Here is an 18,003-nt window from a genome sequence, read left to right as displayed (position 1 = left end):
ACGAAACCGATGTGTCGCTTACCTCCCCCTCCGTCACCGCTGCGCGGCGCCACCTCCCCCTGGCGGGGGAGGATTAATCAGTCGAGGCGTTTTAGAAGCTCGCCTCATCGTACACGCGGGACAGGTCGCCTGCCCAGGCGCCGTTGTAACGATCGAGCAGCACCTGCGCGGGCACCTTGCCGCTCCGGACGACTTCGCGGAGCGGATCGAGGAAGCCGGTTTCGTTTTCGCCGATGCCGTTGATCCGCGCGCGCGCGGCGAGGCCGGCGTGGGCGATGTCGAGCACGGTGCCGGCGATATCGGCCAGCCGTCCGCCACCCGGCAGCGGCGCGTCGAGCGCCATCCGCGGCACCGCGTCGCGCAGCGCCTGCCGCTCGGCGAGGCTCCAGTCCTTCACCACGTCCCACGCCGCATCGAGCGCGGCATCGTCGTAGAGCAGGCCGACCCAGAAGGCGGGCAGGGCGCAGATACGGCCCCACGGACCGCCATCGGCGCCGCGCATTTCGAGGAAGGTCTTCAACCGCACTTCGGGGAAGGCGGTGGACAGATGATCGTTCCAGTCGTCCAGCGTCGGCTTTTCGCCGGGCAGGACGCTGAGCTCGCCCTTCAGGAAGTCGCGGAACGACAGACCGGCGGCATCGATGTAGCGACCGTCGCGGTAGACGAAGTACATCGGCACATCGAGCATATAGTCGGCGTAGCGTTCGTAGCCGAAGCCGTCTTCGAACACGAAGGGCAGCATGCCGGTGCGGGCGGGATCGGTGTCCGACCAGATATGGCTGCGATACGACAGAAAGCCGTTGGGCTTGCCATCGGTGAAGGGCGAATTGGCGAACAGCGCGGTCGCGAGCGGCTGGAGGGCCAGCCCGACGCGGAACTTCTTCGCCATGTCGGCTTCCGACGCATAGTCGAGGTTCACCTGGATCGTGCAGGTGCGCAGCATCATGTCGAGGCCCATGCTGCCGACCCGCGGCATGTGGCGCAGCATGATCGCATAGCGGCCCTTGGGCATGATCGGCAGTTGGTCGCGCGTCTTGTCGGGCCACATGCCGAGGCCGAGGAAGCCGATGCCGAGCTTCTCACCCGCCGCCTTCACCTGATCGAGGTGGCGGCCGGTTTCGGCACAGGTCTGGTGCAGGTTGTCGAGCGGTGCGCCGGACAGTTCGAACTGGCCGGCCGGTTCCAAGCTGACGCTGCCGTCCGCGCCGGTCAGCGCGATAAGGTTTCCGCCTTCCTCAACGGGTTGCCAGCCATATTGCTGAAGCTCTGTCAGGAGTGCGCGGATGCCGCCGGGCTCGCCCCAGCTCGGCGCGTGATGGTCGGTCGTGCTGTAAACGAACTTCTCATGTTCGGTGCCGATCCGCCACCGTTCGCGCGGCTTTTCCCCGCGGGCGAAACTCGCGATCAGCTGCTCGCGCGACTCGATGAGGGGTGAGCCCTCGGCGATAACGGTCTTGGTCGTCATGGCGCGCCCTTACGCGGGGATGAACAGCGACGCCAGCAAGCTTTGCTACCAGTCGCCCGCGGCCGCCATCCATAATGCGACCGCGGCGGCCGCGGCCGTGTCGGCGCGCAGGATGCGGGGCCCGAGGCTGATGCCAATCGCTTGAGAATGTTCGCGTATCATCGCCCGTTCGGCATCGGTGAAGCCGCCCTCCGGTCCGATCAGGATGGCGGCCGGGCCGGGATGCGCCCGCATCGCCGCGACGGCCGGATCGCCACCCGCCTCGTCGGCGAAGAACAAGGTGCGGGTCGCTGGCCAGTCGCGCAGCATGGCGGCGAGCTTCACGGGCTCGTCGACCGCCGGCAGAGCAGTGCGGGCGCATTGCTCTGCCGCTTCGATCATGTGCGCGCGGAGGCGATCGGTCTTCAGCTTGTCGACGATGGTGCGCGCGGTGACGACGGGGACCAGCCGGTCCACCCCAAGCTCGCAGGCCTTTTCGGCGAGCCAGTCGATCCGGCCTTTCTTGAGCGGCGCGGCGCACAGCCATAGATCGGGCACCGGCTCGCGCTCGCGCAAACGTGTCGACACGTCGACGGTGAGATCGCGGCGACCGACCTGTACCGCGGTCGCTAGCCATTCCCCGGTGACGTCATCGAACAGCTTCACCGGATCGCCCGGCGCGGTCCGCATCACCGATAGGAGATAATGCGCCGCCGGCCCGTCGATGCGTAGCGGACCGGGCGCGAGGGGCTGCTCGACGAACAGGCGCGGCGTGGATTGCGGGGGCCAGGCGGGCGTGGCGGTCATGGTCGATGCTCGGATGGGGCCTTCAGGCGCTTCTGTCGCGCCCAGATTTTACGGGCGACGATCGCGACGAGCAGCGCGCCCACCGCGATCGCGACGACGACGACGGTCACCACGCCTGCCACGCGCAGGATCGCCCAGAACAGCGCCTCGACGAAGCGGCCGACCGCGACCGAGAGGCCGATCATCGGTCGTTCCGGCGGGGGCAGGAGGGGCGGGTGGCGTCCATCGCGGACGATCTGCCGCATCTTCGCGGCGATAGCGAGGCAAAAGCCCGGGAACGGCCTTGCCCGCGGGCGGTGTCGCGCGGCAAAGGCGAAGCATGGCCGCGCATCCCCCCACCGATATCGTCCCCGACAGCGAACATCGCGGTCTGGTCGGCCGCCTGCCGCCCCGCGCGCGGGGTCTGGCGCTGCTGGCCCGGCTCGACCGGCCGATCGGCTGGTGGCTGCTGTTCTGGCCGGGCGCGTGGGCGATCGCGCTCGCTGGGGGCGGGATCGCGCGCTGGCCGCTGCTGCTGTGGTTCCTTGCCGGCAGTATCGCGATGCGCGGTGCGGGCTGCGTGTACAACGACATCGTCGATCGCGACCTCGACGCGCAGGTCGCGCGCACGCGGGCGCGGCCGATCCCGAGCGGGCTGGTGTCGGTGCGGCTTGCCTGGGTGTGGCTGGTCGCACTGTGTCTGGTCGGGCTGGTGGTGCTGCTCCAGCTCGGCACGCTGGCGAAGATCGTCGCGTTGGCGAGCCTGGCGCCCGTGGCGGCCTATCCGTTCATGAAGCGGATCACCTGGTGGCCGCAGGCGTGGCTGGGCCTCGTGTTTTCCTGGGCGGCGCTGGTCGGCTGGGCGGAGGTGGCGGGTGCGCTGTCGGCACCGCTGTGGCTTCTCTACGCGGGGTGTATCGCTTGGGTGATCGGCTATGACACGATCTACGCGCTGCAGGATCGCGAGGACGATGCGCTGATCGGCGTGCGCTCGTCGGCGCTGCGGATGGGTGCGCGGGTGCGATCGGGGACGGCTGGCTTCTACCTGCTGGCGGTGCTGTGCTGGGCGGGGGCGATTTGGCTGGTGCATGCCGATCCGCTCGCCTTGGTCGCGTTGGTGCCCGTCGCGCTGCACCTCGGCTGGCAGGTGACGACCCTGGTGCCGGACGATGGCGGCAATCCGCTGGCCCGCTTTCGCAGCAACCGCTTTGCCGGGTTGCTGATGTTCCTCGCCTGTCTGGTCGTCGGATCGACCGCCTGAGCCGCCATCGGGCCTAGCATCGCGCCCGCCCCGCCCCTAATTGGGGGCGATGCTGACTCCCAACCAAGCGCGTGACCGCGCCGCCGATATCGTTTCCCGCGCCGTTCGGGCGGGGGCGGATGCCGCGGACGCCGTCTTTGCCGCGGATGCCTCGACCGATGTCGGCGTGCGGCTCGGCGCATTGGAGGATCTGGGCCGGTCGGAAAGCGAAGAACTGGGGCTGCGGGTCTTCGTCGGCCAGCGCTCGGCGAGCGTCTCGACCTCCGATCTGTCCGCCGATGCGCTGGGCGCGCTGGTGGAGCGTGCGGTGGCGATGGCGCGCGAGGCGCCGGAGGATCGCTGGGCGGGCCTCGCGCCGCAGGAACGGCTGATGCACGGGGCGCCGCCGCTGCTCGATCTCGACGATGGCGGCGACATTTCGCCGGCCGATCTGCGGGCCTGGGCCGAGGAGGCCGAAGACGCGGCACGGAGTGTCGCGGGCGTCAGCAATAGCGAGGGTGGCGGTGCGGCCGCGTCACGGTCCGTCTGGGGCCTGGCGACCAGCCATGGCTTTGCCGGCGCCTATGCCACGACCACCTACAGCCTGTCGGCAAGCGTGCTGGCGGGCGACGTCGCGAGTGGCATGCAGCGCGATTACGCGCATCACGCGGCGCGCAAGCGGGCGCATCTCGAGACGCCCGAGGCGATCGGCCGGCGTGCCGGGGAGCGCGCCGTCGCCCGGATCAACCCCGGCCGCCTCGCCAGTGGTGCGGTGCCGGTCGTGCTGGACCCGCGCGTCGGCTCGTCGCTGCTCGGCCATCTCACCGGCGCGATTGCCGGCCAGGCGATCGCACGGCGGACCAGCTTTCTGCTCGATGCGCTGGGGACGCGCGTGTTTGCCGACGGCGTGACCATCTGCGACGATCCGCATCGCCCGCACGGGCTGCGGTCGCGCCCCTTCGACGGTGAAGGACTGCCGGTATCGCCGACCGCGATCATTGCGGACGGTATGCTGGAGACCTGGCTGCTCGACAGCGGATCGGCGCGGCAACTGGGGCTGGAGCCGACCGGCCACGCCGCGCGCGGCGTCGGCGGATCGCCCGGCGTCTCGCCCAGCAATCTGTACATGCAGGCCGGCGTGATCCCGGTCGAGACGCTGATCGGCGACATCGCCGATGGCATCTATATCACGGAGCTGATCGGCCAGGGTGTGAACTCCGTCACGGGCGACTACAGTCGCGGCGCGTCCGGCTTCCGGATCGTCGACGGAGCGATCGCCGGGCCGGTCGCCGAATTTACGATCGCGGGCAATCTGAAGGACATGTTCCTCAACCTGACGCCTGCGAGCGACCTCGAATTCCGCTATGGCATCAACGTGCCGACGCTGCGGATCGACGGGATGACGATCGCGAGTGGCTGATCCGGCGTTCGACCTGACGGCGGCCGTCGCCCAGATCGCGCACGAGGCGGGGCAGATGGCGCTTGCCCGCTGGCGGACCGACTTCCGCCGCTGGGAGAAAACACCGGGCAGTCCAGTGTGCGAGGTGGACCTCGACGTCGATCGGATGCTGCGCGCGCGCCTCGAAGGGCTGCTGCCTGACGCCGGTTGGCTGTCGGAGGAGACGGTGGACAATACCGACCGGTTGGCGCGCGAGGCGGTGTGGGTCGTCGATCCGATCGACGGGACCCGTGATTATATCCGCGGGCGCGAAGGCTGGGCGGTTTCGGTCGCGCTGGTGCGCAACGGCGAGGTGGTGCTGGGGGTGCTCGATGCACCGGCGCGTCGCGAACGCTGGACCGCGACGCGAGGGCAGGGGGCGTGGCGCAACGGTGTGACGCTGCACGCCGGTACGCGATCCGCTTTGTCCGGTGCGCGCGTGCCCACCGATGCTCTGCCGAAGATCGATCGTCATCTGACGATCGTCCATAAGCCCAACTCCATCGCGCTGCGGATGGCGATGGTGGCGGCGGACGAGGCCGACCTCGTCGCGACGCTGCGCTGGGGCAACGAATGGGATATCGCGGCCGCGGCAGTGATCGCGGTAGAGGCAGGCGCGGGGGTAAGCGACGCGCTGGGGGGACCACTCCGCTATAACAAGCCCGATCCGACCGCCTTCGGCGTGATGGTCGCTGCACCGGGCATCCATGACGAGGCGCTCGCGTGGATCAAGCCGCGGGCAGAGGCCGCCTCGATCCGCTGAGCGCGCGTCGTAAGCGTCTCACAAACAATCACTCTTCGGCCACAACGGAACCGGTATCGCCTGCGTAACGTTTTGTTGCTGACGCCGCGCGCTGGGCCTGGCGAAGAGAGGGATGCCAATCATGTTGTGGACGATCGCCGTAATCTTGCTGATCCTGTGGCTGCTGGGCTTCTCGCTCCACATCGCCGGCGGTCTGATCCACATCCTGCTGGTCATCGCGATCATCGTCGGCCTGATCCAGCTCTTCACCGGCCGCCGCGCTTTATAGGATCGATCGGGGGCGGCACCGGCCGCCCCCGCTGTCGTCAGTGAACGAAGCGCGCGACGACGTCGCGATAGCTGCGGCTGACCTTCACGCTGGCGCCGGAATCGAGCACCAGGAAGCATTCGCCGTTGGTGTGCGGCTTCACCTGTTTGACGAGGTCCAGATTGACGATCGTCGAGCGGTGGACGCGCTGGAAGCGGCGCGGATCGAGCCGCTTTTCCAGATCCTTCATCGTCTCGCGCAGGATCAGGTTCCGGTCGCCGGTGTAGATCACCATGTAATCGCCCGCCGCGTCGATCCGCTCGATCGTGTCGACGTCGACGCGGAAGATCTGGCCCTGATCCTTGATGTTGATCAGCTTCTCGTAGCGATTGGCCGATAGGTCGCCCGCGTCGGCGATATCGGCGGCGGCCTCGGGCGCATGCTCGGCGAGCACCTCCTTCAGCTTCTCCACCTCCTCGACGCCGCGCTTCTCGCTAAGCCTTTGACGCACCCGTTCGATCGTGTCGGCAAGACGCGATTCCTCGACCGGCTTCATCAGATAATCGACCGCCTGCGCCTCGAACGCCCGCAGCGCATGATCGCTATAGGCGGTGACGAACACGAACAGCGGTGGCTCGACCTCCATCAGGCCCTGCACGACCGAAAAGCCGTCGAACCCGGGCATCTGGATGTCCAGGAAGACGAGGTCGGGCTTGTGCGTCTTGATCGCCCGGATCGCCTCGCGCCCGTTCGAGCACTTTTCAATGATCTCGATGTCTTCATGCGCCTGGAGCCGGAGCTCCAATCCCTGGATCGCGAGCGGTTCGTCGTCCACCAGGATGGTTCTGATCGTCATGCGGCCTCTCTACTCACATCGTCGAGCTGGAAGGGGATTTCGATCTCCACCGAAAACCCGCCAGCCGGCGCGGTACGCGTCTCAAAACGGTGATCCGGGCCATAGGCCTGGACCAGCCGCTCCCTAATATTGGGGAGACCCACGCCGGTTGAAAGGCTTGGCATCGCACGACCCTCCTGCAAACCCGGCCCCGTGTCGGATACGCCGATCTGCACGCGATCCCCGGCGAGCCGCGCGCGGATGCAGATTTCGGCCCCCTGCTCCTGCGTGCTGACCGCATATTTGATCGCATTCTCGACCAAGGGTTGCAGCAGCAGCGAGGGCAGGCGGGCGCGTTCGGCGCGCGGATCGACGTCGAACACCGGGCGCAGGCGATCCTCGAACCGCATCTTTTCGATCTCGAGATACAGCTTCAGCGTCTCGACCTCTTGCAGCACGGTGACGTGCGCGGTCGGCTCGTTGGCCAGCGTGTAGCGCAGGAAGGACGACAGCCGGCTCAGCATCGCATTCGCCCGCTCGGTCTGCTTGAGCAGTACCAACGTCGAGATCGAATTGAGCGTGTTGAACAGGAAGTGCGGGTTGAGCTGATAGCGCAGCATCGCCAGCTGCGCCGACGATGCCTGGCTTTCCAGATGCTGCATCTGGTCGATCTGATCCTCGACGATCAGGTAGAAGTTGATGCCGAAGTACAGCGCCGACCAGCCGAACAGCGCGGTGAAGGCGACGTAGAAGGCGACGACCATGCGTGGCAGGGTGACCCCCGGCTGGCCGTTCTGGATTAGCGACCAGGTGAAGGCATCGACGAAAGTCGAGAAGATCGTCGCGATGACGAAGGCGAGGATCGTCAGGATCAGCCCGCTGACCCGCGGCAAGCGCCGGAAATAGCCATAGAAGGTCGAGAGCAGCAGCGTGACGCAATAGCCGACGATCGCCTCGACGATCACGGGAATGATCGTGTCGAGCGACAGGTTGGTGAGCGTCGAGGCGCCGCGCAGCAGGAGGTAGCCGGTCCAGCCGACCGCCTGCAGCGTCCAGAAGGCGCGGCTCTTGTTCTCGAAGAAGGGGCGCACGTTGAGCGCCGGGCGGGTGGGGGCGGGAAGGGTCGCCATATAGCCGGCGTCTCTACACGCGTGCGCACCGCCGTGCAAAACAGAAGGGCCGCCGCTGCCCGAAGGAAGCGACGGCCCTGTCCGTCAGACCGTTTCGGTCAGGTCGATCAGAAGGCGGTGTTCACCGACATGATGAATGCACGCGGGCTGCCGATCTGCACGAACGGGATCGTGTTGTTGTAGGTCAAAGTCGAACCGCCGGGGAAGCCGCCGACATAGAACTTGTTGAACGCGTTGACGACGTTCAGCTGCAGGTAGGTCTTGTTCTTGCCGCCGATGCCGACCCAGTCGAGCGCCAGACGGGCGTCGAAGTCGACGACCGTGTAGCCCGGCGCCGTGGCGCCCCAGGTCTGGACCAGGATACCGCGCGTGCCGGTGTAGGTGGCGGGCACGTCGTTCACGGTCGGGCAAACGTTGTTCACAAGCGACACGGTGCAGCCGAAGTTCGGCAGGTTCTGGTCGTTGACGTAACGACGACCGGTGCGCTTCGCCTGGACGCCCAGTTCGAGCGGGCCCAGCGTCGCCTGGATACGACCACCGAAGGTGTAGACCGGTGCACCCGATTCACGCTTGCCGGCGGTCTGCGCCAGGATCGGGGCGCCAGCGACCGTGCAGTTGTTGGTCGTGTTCGCCGCGGTCAGCGTGGCCGGGCAGCGGCCGATCTCGACGTTCGTCTTGATCTCCGACTTCAGATACGAACCGTATGCATAGAACAGCAGTTCGCGGATCGGACGATACGAGATGCTGCCGTCGATGCCATACTTATCGACGCGACCCAGGTTGCGATAAATCGTCTGCTGCGTGTCGATGTCATAGGCGCTCGCCAGACGGTTCTGGAAGCGGGTATACCACGGACCCAGCGACGCCTGGATGCGGCTGGAGGTGTAACGGATGCCCGCGTCGAAGTTGTCCGTCGTCTCTGGCTTCGGGTTCGCAGGGGTGGTGTTCTGCGGATAGTAGAACGCCTGATACAGGTTGTCCGTGCCCGGGACCTGAATACCCTTCGAATAGTTGCCGAAGATGCTGACCGCGTCGGTGACTTCGTAGGTCAGGCCGCCTGCCGGCAGGATGCGATCATACTTGTAGATGCGGTTCTGCGGCGCGGCATAGCCGGTCACGGTCGGAACCGCCGTGGTGCCGCCCACGACATACGGGAAGGCTGCGGCATAGGCCGCATTCTGCGCACCCGAAGCGATACAGTCGACGTTGCCGCCGGCCGACGTGGTGAAGCAATAGTTGGTCAGGTCGCGCTTGAACCACTTGCCGGTCACCGACGCTTCGACGCGCAGCTTGCTGTCGAAGAAATTGCCGATGTACTGTGCGAAGCCCTGGTTCAGGATCGCCTTCGAGAAGCGGTTGCGCTTCTGCAGGACGCCGCCGCTGATGGCGAGGATGCCGTTGTTGACCGGGAAGACGTCAAACGGCTTGCCGTTCGCCTGCAGGAAGCCCAGCTCGCCGGTCTGCTTGTGACGGCCGTAATCGAGCGTGTAGCCGACGCGGATGCTCTGCGTGTCCGAGAAATTGTAGCGCAGCGATGCGATCACGCCGTAGCGGTTGGTGATCGTCTGGCTGGGGGCCAGCAGGGTCACGCCGTTGCTCGACGTCGCGCTGGTGCAGGACACGGCGCCGGTCGTCGCGTTGGTCTGCAGGGTGCAGGTGTCGAGCACGTCACCATCGCCGTTCAGGTCGCGGCCGAAATAATACTGGTTGCCGATATAGCCATAGATCGGCGTCGTGACGGCGGGCAGACCCGACGTCGACGTACCACGCACCCAACCGCCTTCACGCGCGGTCACGGTGCCGCCGCCGTTGGCCTTCGTGTACTGATACGACGGATCGACGAACAGCGTCAGCTTGTCGCTGAGCGAGAAACGCGAATTGACGCGAATGTTAGCGGTGTTCGACGGATTGTAGCGCTCGTCGAAGCTGCTGCCGCAGGCGCTGCCGTTGTTCGAGTTACCCGGCGCGTTGACGATCGCGGGCTGGTCGGCGACGCCGGCGCGTCCGACCGCAATCTGGCAGCGCGCAACCGAATAGGGCAGCTCGTCGCGGCTGCGCGGGAAGCGGTTCAGGCTGCCGGTGCCTGCGGTGCGGGCAACGCCGGTCACCAGCGTTGGGGCGGCAGCGTTCGCGCCGGTTCCACCGGTCGAGGTGTACACGAAATCTTCGTTCCGCAGCGGCGCCGAACCGAAGAAGTTGTTGCGGTTCTGGTTGTAGTGGCCCGAAACCGAGATGAAGTCCTTGCCGCTGCCGATCGGCTGGTAGATCTTAGCGTTATACTGCTGCTTGTTGATGCGGCCGAAGTTGTTGAACACGACGTCATTGGTCGCGCTCGAACCCGAGAACCAGGCCTTGGTGCCCCAGGGGGTGAACACGCCGGTGTTGACCAGGCCGAAGACGCGGAAGAATTTGTAGTCGCCGATCGAGCCGACCATGCGCGCACCGAATTCGTCGGTGGGGATCAGCGTGCGATAGTTGACGGTCGAACCCGAAGCCGATGCGGTGGGCGAGTCGGGGTCGGTCGAGCCGAGGTTGACGTTGACCTGCTCGATCAGCTCGGGGTCCAGCTGCTGGTTCGAATAGATGGCATAGTTGCCGGTGTCGTTCAGCGGAATGCCGTCGAACGTCTGGCTGATGCGGCTGCTGTCGAACCCGCGGATGGTGAGCGTACCGCCCGCCGAACCGAACGGATCGTTGTTCTGGAAGCTGACGCCCGGCAGCTGGTTGATGATGTCGTTGATCGTCTGGCCAGGGGTCTGGTGCGAGATGAACGTCTGGTTGAGGACCTGCTTGTTCTTCGACGTGTTCGGAATATCCACGCCGCCGACGCCGGGTTCGCGCGCGCCGGTGACGACGATGTCACCCGAACCGACGGTGTCGGCTTCGGTCGAACCGGTCGACTGCGCGAAGGCGGCGCCCGGCAGCATGAGCGCGGCGAAGGCAACGCCGCAAGCGAAAGTCATACGCATCTGATCTTGTCCCCTTTGAGCATGGTGCTCTTGGATTCGCGGCTCGTGTTTTTTGCCGTTGCCGCGGCCCATGTGAGATCAATATTGCGAGTTTGTGACAATCAAAGGGCAGTGATGATGACCCGCGTCGCTTCGTCCCGCTGCGTTGCAAAAAGGCAACGCCCCCGCTTCGTCATGCGGCCGTTTCGGCAACGATTTCAGCCCACTGCGCTTCGGTGATGACCGCCACGCCAAGGTCCGTCGCCTTCTTGAGCTTCGACCCCGCATCGGCCCCGGCCACCACGAGGTCGGTCTTGGCGGACACGGACCCCGACACGCGCGCGCCCAGTGCCTCGGCCTGCGCCTTGGCTTCGTCGCGACTCAGCGTTTCGAGCTTGCCGGTGAAGACGACGATCTTGCCGCTGACCTGCGAGGCGCGGGTTTCCCAGACGACGTCGGCGGGCGTGACCTCGCTGAGCAGGTCGTCGACGACCTCGCGATTATGCGCCTCGGCGAAGAAGTCGAGCAGCGCGTCGGCGACTTCGGGCCCGATCTGGGGGGTGTCGATCGCCGCGACGATCGCGCGCTGGCGGCGCAGCTCGAACTTGCGGTCGGGCTCGCCCAGGGCGGGGACGGTGTCGGCCCGGACCCGAAGCGCGGCGTCGATCATCGCGCGGAAGCCCGCCATCGATACGAAGCGGCGGGCCAGGTCGCGCGCGGTGATCTCGCCGACATGGCGGATGCCCAGCGCGAAGAGGAAGCGGTCGAGCGAAATGTCACGCCGCGCATCGATCGCGGCGAGCAGCTTGTCGACCACCAGTTCGGACATACGCTCGCGCTGGATGAGCGCCTCGCGATGCTGGTGCAGGCGAAAGATATCGGCGGGCGAGGCGATCAGGCCATCGCGGAAGAACTCCTCGACCCGGACAAGGCCGAGACCGGTAATGTCGAAGGCGTGGCGCGAGACGAAGTGGATCAGGCGTTCCACGCGCTGCGCCGGGCAGATCAGACCGCCGGTGCAGCGGATGACGACCTCGCCCTCCTCGCGCGTCGCCAGGCTGCCGCATTCAGGGCAGTGGTCGGGGAAGACGAAGGGCTCTCGGGCGACGTCGCGGGTCAGGTTCTCGACGATCTGCGGAATGACGTCGCCGGCGCGTTGCAGGACCACGCGGTCGCCGGGGCGGACGCCCAGTCGTTCGATCTCGTCGGCATTGTGCAGCGTGGCGTTGGTCACGACGACACCGCCGACCGTCACTGGCTCCAGCCGCGCGACGGGGGTCAGCGCACCGGTGCGGCCGACCTGGATATCGATCTTTTCCAGCGTAGTCTGGGCGCGCGCGGCCGGGAATTTGTGCGCTATCGCCCAGCGCGGGGTGCGTCCGACAATGCCCAGCCGGGCCTGCCAGTCGAGGCGATCGACCTTATAGACGACGCCGTCGATATCGAAGGGCAGGTCGGCGCGCTGCGCCTCGATGGTGCGATAGATGGCCAGCGCGGCACCGGCATCGGGCACACGGGCAAAGGCATCGGCGATGGGAAAGCCCCAGTGGCGCCACGTCTCGACCATGTCGAACTGGGTGTCGACCGGCACGTCGCTCGCCTCGCCCCAGCCATGCGCCAGGAAGCGCAAGGGACGCCCGGCGGTGATGGCCGGGTTCTTCTGGCGCAGCGAACCGGCGGCGGCGTTGCGCGGATTGGCGAACTGGCGCGCCTCCTTGTTCGCATCCGCGGCTTCCTGCGCCAGTCGGGCGTTGAGCGCGGCGAAATCGGCCTTGCTCATATAAACCTCGCCGCGCACCTCGAACACGGTCGGCGCGTCGGCGGGCAGGGTCTGGGGGATGTCGGCGATGGTGCGGACATTCTCGGTCACGTCCTCACCGATGGCGCCGTCACCGCGGGTCAGCGCCTGGACCAGCCGCTGGTCGACATAGCGCAGCGAACAGGACAGGCCGTCGATCTTGGGCTCGGCGGTCAGGGTGACGGGTTCGTCCTCGGGCAGCTTGAGATAGCGGCGGACGCGGGCGACGAACTCCTCGACCTCCTCGTCGGTAAAGGCATTGTCGAGGCTGGTCATCGGCCGGGCGTGCGGCACCTTGGCGAGATGGGCGGCGGGGGCGGCGCCGACCTTGCGGCTGGGCGAATCGGCGCGGATCAGGTCGGGGAAGGCCGCCTCGATCGCGCTGTTGCGGCGGACCAGTGCGTCATATGCGGCGTCCGAAATCTCGGGCGCGTCATGTGTGTGGTAGAGGCTGTTGTGGTGCGCGATCTGCGCGGCGAGTGCCTCCAGTTCGGCGGCGGCATCGAGCGGCGTCTGCGGCAGGTCGGTCATGGGTGCCGACTAGGGGACAGAAAGGCGGTCGGGCAAGCGGGGAGTGGAATAGCCCGGATCGACGGCGGTAGATGCTTGATCCGCCGCATGAATTTCCGCCGCGGATGAACCAACCGCGGCCCCCGGCGATTGCGTCTTCATCCATCCGCCATCGAAAGCCGCATCATGACCGATCAGACCAATCGCCGCGATCTGTTCAAGGGCGCTGCCGTCGCGGGCGTCGCCGCCGCTGCGGCCCCGGCCTTCGCGCAAGGCGCGCCGGCGCTCAGCGACCCGCAGACGCGCTACACCAGCCAGCCGTTTCCCGAACAGCGCCAGAAATGGCCGGCGCTGCAACGCGACATGAAGCCGGTGCCCGACAGCGGCGAGCGCAGCTATCGTGGGTCGGGGCGGCTCGCTGGGCGCAAGGCGCTGGTGACGGGCGGCGATTCCGGCATCGGCCGTGCCGCGGTGATCGCCTTTGCGCGCGAGGGCGCCGATGTCGCGATCAATTACTATCCGACCGAGGAGCCCGATGCGCAGGACGTCGCCAAGCTGCTGCGGGCCGAAGGGTGCAAGGTGGTGCTGATCCCCGGCGACCTCACGGACGAGAAATTCTGCCGCGACCTGATCGCGCGTGCCAACCGAGAGCTGGGTGGCCTCGATATCCTGGTCAACAATGCGGCGTACCAGCAGTCGAAGGCGTCGATCGCGGAGATCAGCACCGAACAGTTCGATCGGACGATGAAGACCAACGTCTATGCGATGTTTCACCTGTGCAAGGCGGCGATCCCGCTGATGCCGCGGGGTGCGGCGATCATCAACACCGGGTCGGTCAATTCGGTCAACCCGGGCGAAGAGCTGCTCGATTATGCCACGACGAAGGCGGCGATCCTCGTCTTCACCAAGGGACTGGCGAAACAGCTGGGGCCGAAGGGCATCCGCGTGAACATGGTCGCGCCGGGACCGGTGTGGACGCCGCTGCAGGTGGCGGGCGGCCAGCTGCCGGGCAAAATGGGCGAGTTTGGGCAGGATACGCCCTTGGGCCGCGCGGGTCAGCCAGCGGAACTAGCAGGGCTGTACGTTGCGCTGGCCGAGGCGGGGAACAGCTTCACCACCGGCAGCGCCTTTGGCGCGAACGGCGGCACCGGCGCGATCTGACGTTTCCCCTCCGATGAGGGAGGGGAGGGTCAGGCCGTCTCCAACAGGCGATCGGCCTGTGCGCGCGCTTCGTCGGTGACGGTCGCGCCGGACAGCATCCGCGCGATCTCTTCGCGTCGTTCGGCCTCGTCGAGCACCCGAACGCCGGTGCGGGTGACGGTGCCGTCGTGGCTCTTGGCGATCAGCAGATGCTCGGCACCGCGCGCCGCGACTTGGGGCGAGTGCGTCACCACCAGCAGCTGCGTGTGTTCGGCGAGCCGCGCGAGACGTTCGCCGATCGCGCTCGCCACCGCACCGCCGACGCCGCGATCGATCTCGTCGAAGATCATCGTCGCCGCGCCGCCTTCCTCCGCCAGCGCAACCTTCAGCGCCAGGATGAAGCGCGAAAGCTCGCCCCCGCTGGCGATCTTGGCGAGCGGGGCGAAGGGCGCGCCGGGGTTGGTCGCGATTTCAAACTCGACGCGGTCCTTGCCGTGCGCTGACCAACCGTCGGGACCGACCGACACAACGGTCGTGCGGAAGCGTGCGGCGTCAAGCTTCAACGGCGCAAGTTCGCCCGCGACCGCCGCGTCGAGCCGCTCCGCCGCGGCATGGCGGCGTTGCGACAGGATGTCGGCGGCGGCGTCGTAGTCGGCACGAGCCGCGGCGACGGTCGTTTCCAGCAGCGCGATCCCATCCTCGCCGGCTTCCAGCCGCTCGAGGCGGCCGCGCAAATCCTCGGTCAGCGCGGCGAGATCGTCGGGCTGGACGCGATGCTTGCGCGCCATGCCGCGCAGCTCGAACAGGCGGGCCTCATCCTCTTCCAGCGCCCGTGGGTCGAAGGCGAGGGCACGGCGCGCCTCGACCAGCTGTTCCTCGGCAGCCGCCGCCTCGATCACCGCGCGATCGATCGCCGCCAGCGCTTCGCCGAGCGCGGGATGATCCTCGGCGATGCGGCCCAGCACCCGCGCCGCCTGGCGCAGCTGCGCTAGCCCGCCGTTCGATCCTTCCAGATAGTCGTCGATCGCGGCCAATTCGTCCGCGATCTTTTCGGCGCGCTGCATGCCACGCCGCTTGTCGGCGAGCGCTTCCTCTTCGCCCGGTTCGGCGGCCAGCGCGCTGAGTTCGCCCACCGCATGTTCCAGCCATTCGCGATCGCGTGCGGCCGTCTCGATCTCGGCCTGCGCCGTGGCGAGCTTTGCCTGCGCGTCTCGCAAACTTGCCCAAGCGCGTGCGGTATCGCCCGGATCGACGCGCCCGAACGCATCGAGCAGCGCGCGATGCCCGCGGGGATTGAGCAGGCCGCGATCGTCGTGCTGGCCGTGGATTTCGACCAGCATCGGCGCCATCTCGCGCAGCAGCGCGACGCCTGCCGGCTGGTTGTTGACGAGCGCGCGGCTGCCGCCATCGGCCTTGACGATGCGTCGGACGAGCAACGGTTCGCCCGGCTCCACCTCGACGCCATTCTCTTCCAATAGGGCGCCGAGCGCGCCGACGGGCGGATCGAAGGTCGCGGTGACGATCGCCTGTGCCGCGCCGTGGCGCACCAGCCCCGATTCGCCACGCCCCCCCAGCGCCAGCCCGAGGGCATCGAGCAGGATCGACTTGCCCGCACCGGTTTCCCCGGTCAGCACGTCGAGCCCTGCCCCGAATTCGAGGTCAAGCGCCTCGATCAGCACCACATCGCGAATGGACAGCGCGGTCAGCATCGCAGGCGCTATAGCGCGCCCGCGCGGCGATGTTGATCCTTAAATGTTCTCATCGCCGCGATGACGGCCGGGGCGCCGATCAGTTGGTCGGCGTCTCGGTGGTCGGCACCGGCGCACCGGCCGTGCCGCCGCTGGGGGCGACCGGCGTCGGCGGCGTGGGGGCTTCCGCCTTGGGCTTGGCGGCCTCCAGCTCGCCAGGTTCGGCGAGCTTCTTGGTGCCCGGCGTGTTGGGCGGGATGATCGGCTGGCCGGCGGGTATCGGCGCAGTCGGCGTGAAGGGATGCTCCTGCATCAGCTTGTACGCATGCGCGTACCAGTCGCTGCCGGGATAGTTGGCACCGAGCACCGCCGCAGCCTTCTCGGCTTCGCCGCGCAGGCCCAGTTCCAGATAGCATTCGACGAGGCGCATCAGCGCTTCGGGCGTGTGCGTCGTGGTCTGATATTTGTCGATCACGGTGCGGAAGCGCAGCGCGGCGCCCAGCCACTGACCGCGGGTTTCGTAGAACCGCCCGATCTCCATCTCCTTGCCGGCGAGGTGATCGTTGACGAGGTCGATCTTCAGGCGGGCGTCAGAGGCGTAACGGGTGTTGGGATAGCGGCGGGTCAGTTCACCCAGCGCGCTCAGCGCCTGGAGCGTAATCTTCTGGTCGCGCGTGACGTCGCGAATCTGTTCGTAATAGCTCAGCGCGATCAGATAATAGGCATAAGGGGCATCGCGGTTGCCGGGGTGGACCGACAGGAAGCGCTGCGCCGACTGGATGCTCGCGGTGTAATCGCGGTCGAGATAATAGCTGAACGCGCTCATCAGCTGCGCGCGGCGGGCCCAGATCGAATAGGGGTGCTGGCGCTCGACCTCGTCGAACAGCAGCGCCGCCTCCTTGTAGCGGCCCTGATCCAGCCGCGTCTTCGCGGTCGAATAGAGCGTGCCCACGTCGCGCGCGACATAGGGCAGGTCGGACTTCGCCTTGTTACGGGCGCAACCGGCGACCGGAAGCGCGAGGACGGCGATCATCGCGGCGGCAAGCGCCTTGGACTGTGGGATACGCATCGGCTAAGGCTCTTAGCGTAAGCGCGTGCCAGCGAACAATCCCCTCCGTCGCACGTTGGCGCGCCTGTTACGGACTCGAAAGGACCCTCATGCCTGCTACGTTGCTCCACACCCACCGCGTCGAAAAGCCGTGGGGCCGGCATGACCTGGGGTTCGGCTTTGAGGACGCGCCCAAGGACGGCGAGCCGATCGGCGAAATCTGGTTTCAGGAGCCGGGCGACAGCACGCCCGACCTGCTGATCAAATATCTGTTCACCGACCACAAATTGTCGGTGCAGGTCCACCCGGACGACGAGCAGGCGCACGCCCGCGGCCTGCCGCGCGGCAAGGACGAATGCTGGACGATCCTGGCGGCTCGCCCCGATTCGACGATCGCCCTGGGCCCCAAGCAGCCGATCACCGCCGACCAACTGCGCACCGATGCACAAGACGGCAGCATCGAGGACGATCTCGACTGGGTGCCGGTGAAGGCCGGCGACTTCTACTACGCTCCCAGCGGCACGATCCACGCGATCGGCGGTGGCCTGACGCTGATCGAGGTGCAGCAGAACAGCGAGACGACCTATCGCCTGTACGACTACGGCAGCGACCGGGAACTGCACCTCGACGACGGCGTCGCGGTTTCGCACCTGACCCCGTACCAGCCTATCGTCTCGCCGGGTGCGGCGGGCGAGGGGCGCGACATTCTGGTCGAGGGGCCGAAGTTCGTGCTGGAGCGCTGGACGGGTGGCGAACACCAGGTCACGCTGCAGGACGGTCAGACCGGCTGGCTGGTGCCGATCCGCGGATCGGGCGAGGTCGCCGGTGTCGCGTTCAAGGCGGGCGAATGCGTCACCGTCACCGGTAGCGAGACGATCGCGAGCAGCGCCGATGCCGATCTGCTGTTCGCCTATCCGGGCACGCAGCGCCTCTGATTCGCGGGTGGGCGCCGAGTAGGGGAAGCCTTAACCCGGCGCCGTTAGGCCAA

At 67.1% G+C, this 18,003-nt stretch carries 15 protein-coding genes; 6 read left to right on the top strand and 9 right to left on the bottom strand.

Going from position 1 to position 18,003, the window contains the following annotated elements; genetic code table 11:
- Positions 1 to 91: 91 nt before the first annotated feature.
- The 3 genes from ACP7A3_RS01420 to ACP7A3_RS01410 are packed head-to-tail and all read right to left on the bottom strand — an operon-like array spanning position 92 to position 2,436.
- Positions 92 to 1,465 (bottom strand): glutamate--cysteine ligase, encoded by a 1,374-nt coding sequence (locus ACP7A3_RS01420; protein ID WP_295562379.1) that lies wholly within the window; start codon positions 1,463 to 1,465, stop codon positions 92 to 94.
- 45 nt (positions 1,466 to 1,510) lie between these two features.
- Complete coding sequence (locus ACP7A3_RS01415) at positions 1,511 to 2,251, bottom strand: 16S rRNA (uracil(1498)-N(3))-methyltransferase (protein WP_426254704.1); 741 nt, start codon at positions 2,249 to 2,251, stop codon at positions 1,511 to 1,513.
- On the bottom strand, positions 2,248 to 2,436 hold the full coding sequence (locus tag ACP7A3_RS01410; RefSeq protein ID WP_426254703.1) for a hypothetical protein: 189 nt from the start codon (positions 2,434 to 2,436) through the stop codon (positions 2,248 to 2,250). Before ACP7A3_RS01410 ends, ACP7A3_RS01415 begins: the two co-directional genes overlap by 4 nt.
- A gap of 134 nt (positions 2,437 to 2,570) precedes the next feature.
- Here ACP7A3_RS01410 and ubiA point away from each other — a divergent pair, with 134 nt between their 5' ends.
- From ubiA to ACP7A3_RS01390, 4 genes are all read left to right on the top strand, one after another.
- Complete coding sequence (ubiA, locus tag ACP7A3_RS01405; RefSeq protein ID WP_426254702.1) at positions 2,571 to 3,491, top strand: 4-hydroxybenzoate octaprenyltransferase; 921 nt, start codon at positions 2,571 to 2,573, stop codon at positions 3,489 to 3,491.
- Between the two features lie 49 nt (positions 3,492 to 3,540).
- Complete coding sequence (locus ACP7A3_RS01400; RefSeq protein ID WP_426254701.1) at positions 3,541 to 4,890, top strand: TldD/PmbA family protein; 1,350 nt, start codon at positions 3,541 to 3,543, stop codon at positions 4,888 to 4,890.
- Positions 4,883 to 5,671, top strand: coding sequence for a 3'(2'),5'-bisphosphate nucleotidase CysQ (locus tag ACP7A3_RS01395; protein ID WP_426254700.1), 789 nt, complete (start codon positions 4,883 to 4,885; stop codon positions 5,669 to 5,671). Before ACP7A3_RS01400 ends, ACP7A3_RS01395 begins: the two co-directional genes overlap by 8 nt.
- 121 nt (positions 5,672 to 5,792) lie before the next feature.
- The gene (locus tag ACP7A3_RS01390) at positions 5,793 to 5,939 is read left to right on the top strand and encodes a lmo0937 family membrane protein (protein ID WP_017978775.1); all 147 of its coding nucleotides are present in this window, start codon (positions 5,793 to 5,795) and stop codon (positions 5,937 to 5,939) included.
- A gap of 37 nt (positions 5,940 to 5,976) precedes the next feature.
- On the opposite strand, the gene ACP7A3_RS01385 is transcribed toward ACP7A3_RS01390, so the two are convergent.
- The 4 genes from ACP7A3_RS01385 to ligA form a co-directional block, all read right to left on the bottom strand.
- Complete coding sequence (locus tag ACP7A3_RS01385) at positions 5,977 to 6,774, bottom strand: LytR/AlgR family response regulator transcription factor (protein WP_017978776.1); 798 nt, start codon at positions 6,772 to 6,774, stop codon at positions 5,977 to 5,979.
- Positions 6,771 to 7,883, bottom strand: coding sequence for a sensor histidine kinase (locus tag ACP7A3_RS01380; protein WP_426254699.1), 1,113 nt, complete (start codon positions 7,881 to 7,883; stop codon positions 6,771 to 6,773). The genes ACP7A3_RS01385 and ACP7A3_RS01380 overlap by 4 nt, the downstream gene beginning before the upstream one ends.
- Before the next feature lie 107 nt (positions 7,884 to 7,990).
- On the bottom strand, positions 7,991 to 10,846 hold the full coding sequence (locus ACP7A3_RS01375; RefSeq protein WP_426254951.1) for a TonB-dependent receptor: 2,856 nt from the start codon (positions 10,844 to 10,846) through the stop codon (positions 7,991 to 7,993).
- Between the two features lie 178 nt (positions 10,847 to 11,024).
- Positions 11,025 to 13,160 (bottom strand): NAD-dependent DNA ligase LigA, encoded by a 2,136-nt coding sequence (gene ligA, locus ACP7A3_RS01370; RefSeq protein WP_426254698.1) that lies wholly within the window; start codon positions 13,158 to 13,160, stop codon positions 11,025 to 11,027.
- Between the two features lie 165 nt (positions 13,161 to 13,325).
- Here ligA and ACP7A3_RS01365 point away from each other — a divergent pair, with 165 nt between their 5' ends.
- Entirely contained in the window at positions 13,326 to 14,300 is a 975-nt protein-coding gene (locus ACP7A3_RS01365) for an SDR family oxidoreductase (protein ID WP_426254697.1), read from the top strand.
- A 29-nt stretch (positions 14,301 to 14,329) separates the two neighbouring features.
- Here the strand turns inward: ACP7A3_RS01365 and recN are convergent, their stop codons facing one another.
- Together recN and ACP7A3_RS01355 are read right to left on the bottom strand one after the other, a co-directional pair.
- Positions 14,330 to 15,988, bottom strand: a complete 1,659-nt coding sequence (gene recN / locus ACP7A3_RS01360) for a DNA repair protein RecN (RefSeq protein WP_426254696.1) — start codon at positions 15,986 to 15,988, stop codon at positions 14,330 to 14,332.
- A 79-nt stretch (positions 15,989 to 16,067) separates the two neighbouring features.
- Complete coding sequence (locus tag ACP7A3_RS01355) at positions 16,068 to 17,036, bottom strand: outer membrane protein assembly factor BamD (RefSeq protein ID WP_017978782.1); 969 nt, start codon at positions 17,034 to 17,036, stop codon at positions 16,068 to 16,070.
- Positions 17,037 to 17,125: 89 nt separating this feature from the next.
- Between ACP7A3_RS01355 and ACP7A3_RS01350 the strand changes: the two genes are divergently transcribed.
- Positions 17,126 to 17,950 (top strand): phosphoheptose isomerase, encoded by an 825-nt coding sequence (locus ACP7A3_RS01350; protein ID WP_426254695.1) that lies wholly within the window; start codon positions 17,126 to 17,128, stop codon positions 17,948 to 17,950.
- Positions 17,951 to 18,003 lie beyond the last annotated feature (53 nt).

Source organism: Sphingomonas sp. DC5200-1, from assembly GCF_049897245.1.
Lineage (GTDB): Bacteria > Pseudomonadota > Alphaproteobacteria > Sphingomonadales > Sphingomonadaceae > Sphingomonas > Sphingomonas aquatilis.
Note: the sequence above shows the minus strand (reverse complement) of the source record. Positions and strands in the feature narration are given on the sequence as shown.

What these genes read in the sequence shown, in the direction of transcription:
- ACP7A3_RS01420 (WP_295562379.1), bottom strand. Translation starts at nt 1,465, where the DNA reads ATGACGACCAAGACCGTTATCGCCGAGGGCTCACCCCTCATCGAGTCG.
- ACP7A3_RS01415 (WP_426254704.1), bottom strand. Translation starts at nt 2,251, where the DNA reads ATGACCGCCACGCCCGCCTGGCCCCCGCAATCCACGCCGCGCCTGTTC.
- ACP7A3_RS01410 (WP_426254703.1), bottom strand. Translation starts at nt 2,436, where the DNA reads ATGATCGGCCTCTCGGTCGCGGTCGGCCGCTTCGTCGAGGCGCTGTTC.
- ubiA (WP_426254702.1), top strand. Translation starts at nt 2,571, where the DNA reads ATGGCCGCGCATCCCCCCACCGATATCGTCCCCGACAGCGAACATCGC.
- ACP7A3_RS01400 (WP_426254701.1), top strand. Translation starts at nt 3,541, where the DNA reads ATGCTGACTCCCAACCAAGCGCGTGACCGCGCCGCCGATATCGTTTCC.
- ACP7A3_RS01390 (WP_017978775.1), top strand. Translation starts at nt 5,793, where the DNA reads ATGTTGTGGACGATCGCCGTAATCTTGCTGATCCTGTGGCTGCTGGGC.
- ACP7A3_RS01385 (WP_017978776.1), bottom strand. Translation starts at nt 6,774, where the DNA reads ATGACGATCAGAACCATCCTGGTGGACGACGAACCGCTCGCGATCCAG.
- ACP7A3_RS01380 (WP_426254699.1), bottom strand. Translation starts at nt 7,883, where the DNA reads ATGGCGACCCTTCCCGCCCCCACCCGCCCGGCGCTCAACGTGCGCCCC.
- ACP7A3_RS01375 (WP_426254951.1), bottom strand. Translation starts at nt 10,846, where the DNA reads ATGACTTTCGCTTGCGGCGTTGCCTTCGCCGCGCTCATGCTGCCGGGC.
- ligA (WP_426254698.1), bottom strand. Translation starts at nt 13,160, where the DNA reads ATGACCGACCTGCCGCAGACGCCGCTCGATGCCGCCGCCGAACTGGAG.
- ACP7A3_RS01365 (WP_426254697.1), top strand. Translation starts at nt 13,326, where the DNA reads ATGACCGATCAGACCAATCGCCGCGATCTGTTCAAGGGCGCTGCCGTC.
- recN (WP_426254696.1), bottom strand. Translation starts at nt 15,988, where the DNA reads ATGCTGACCGCGCTGTCCATTCGCGATGTGGTGCTGATCGAGGCGCTT.
- ACP7A3_RS01355 (WP_017978782.1), bottom strand. Translation starts at nt 17,036, where the DNA reads ATGCGTATCCCACAGTCCAAGGCGCTTGCCGCCGCGATGATCGCCGTC.
- ACP7A3_RS01350 (WP_426254695.1), top strand. Translation starts at nt 17,126, where the DNA reads ATGCCTGCTACGTTGCTCCACACCCACCGCGTCGAAAAGCCGTGGGGC.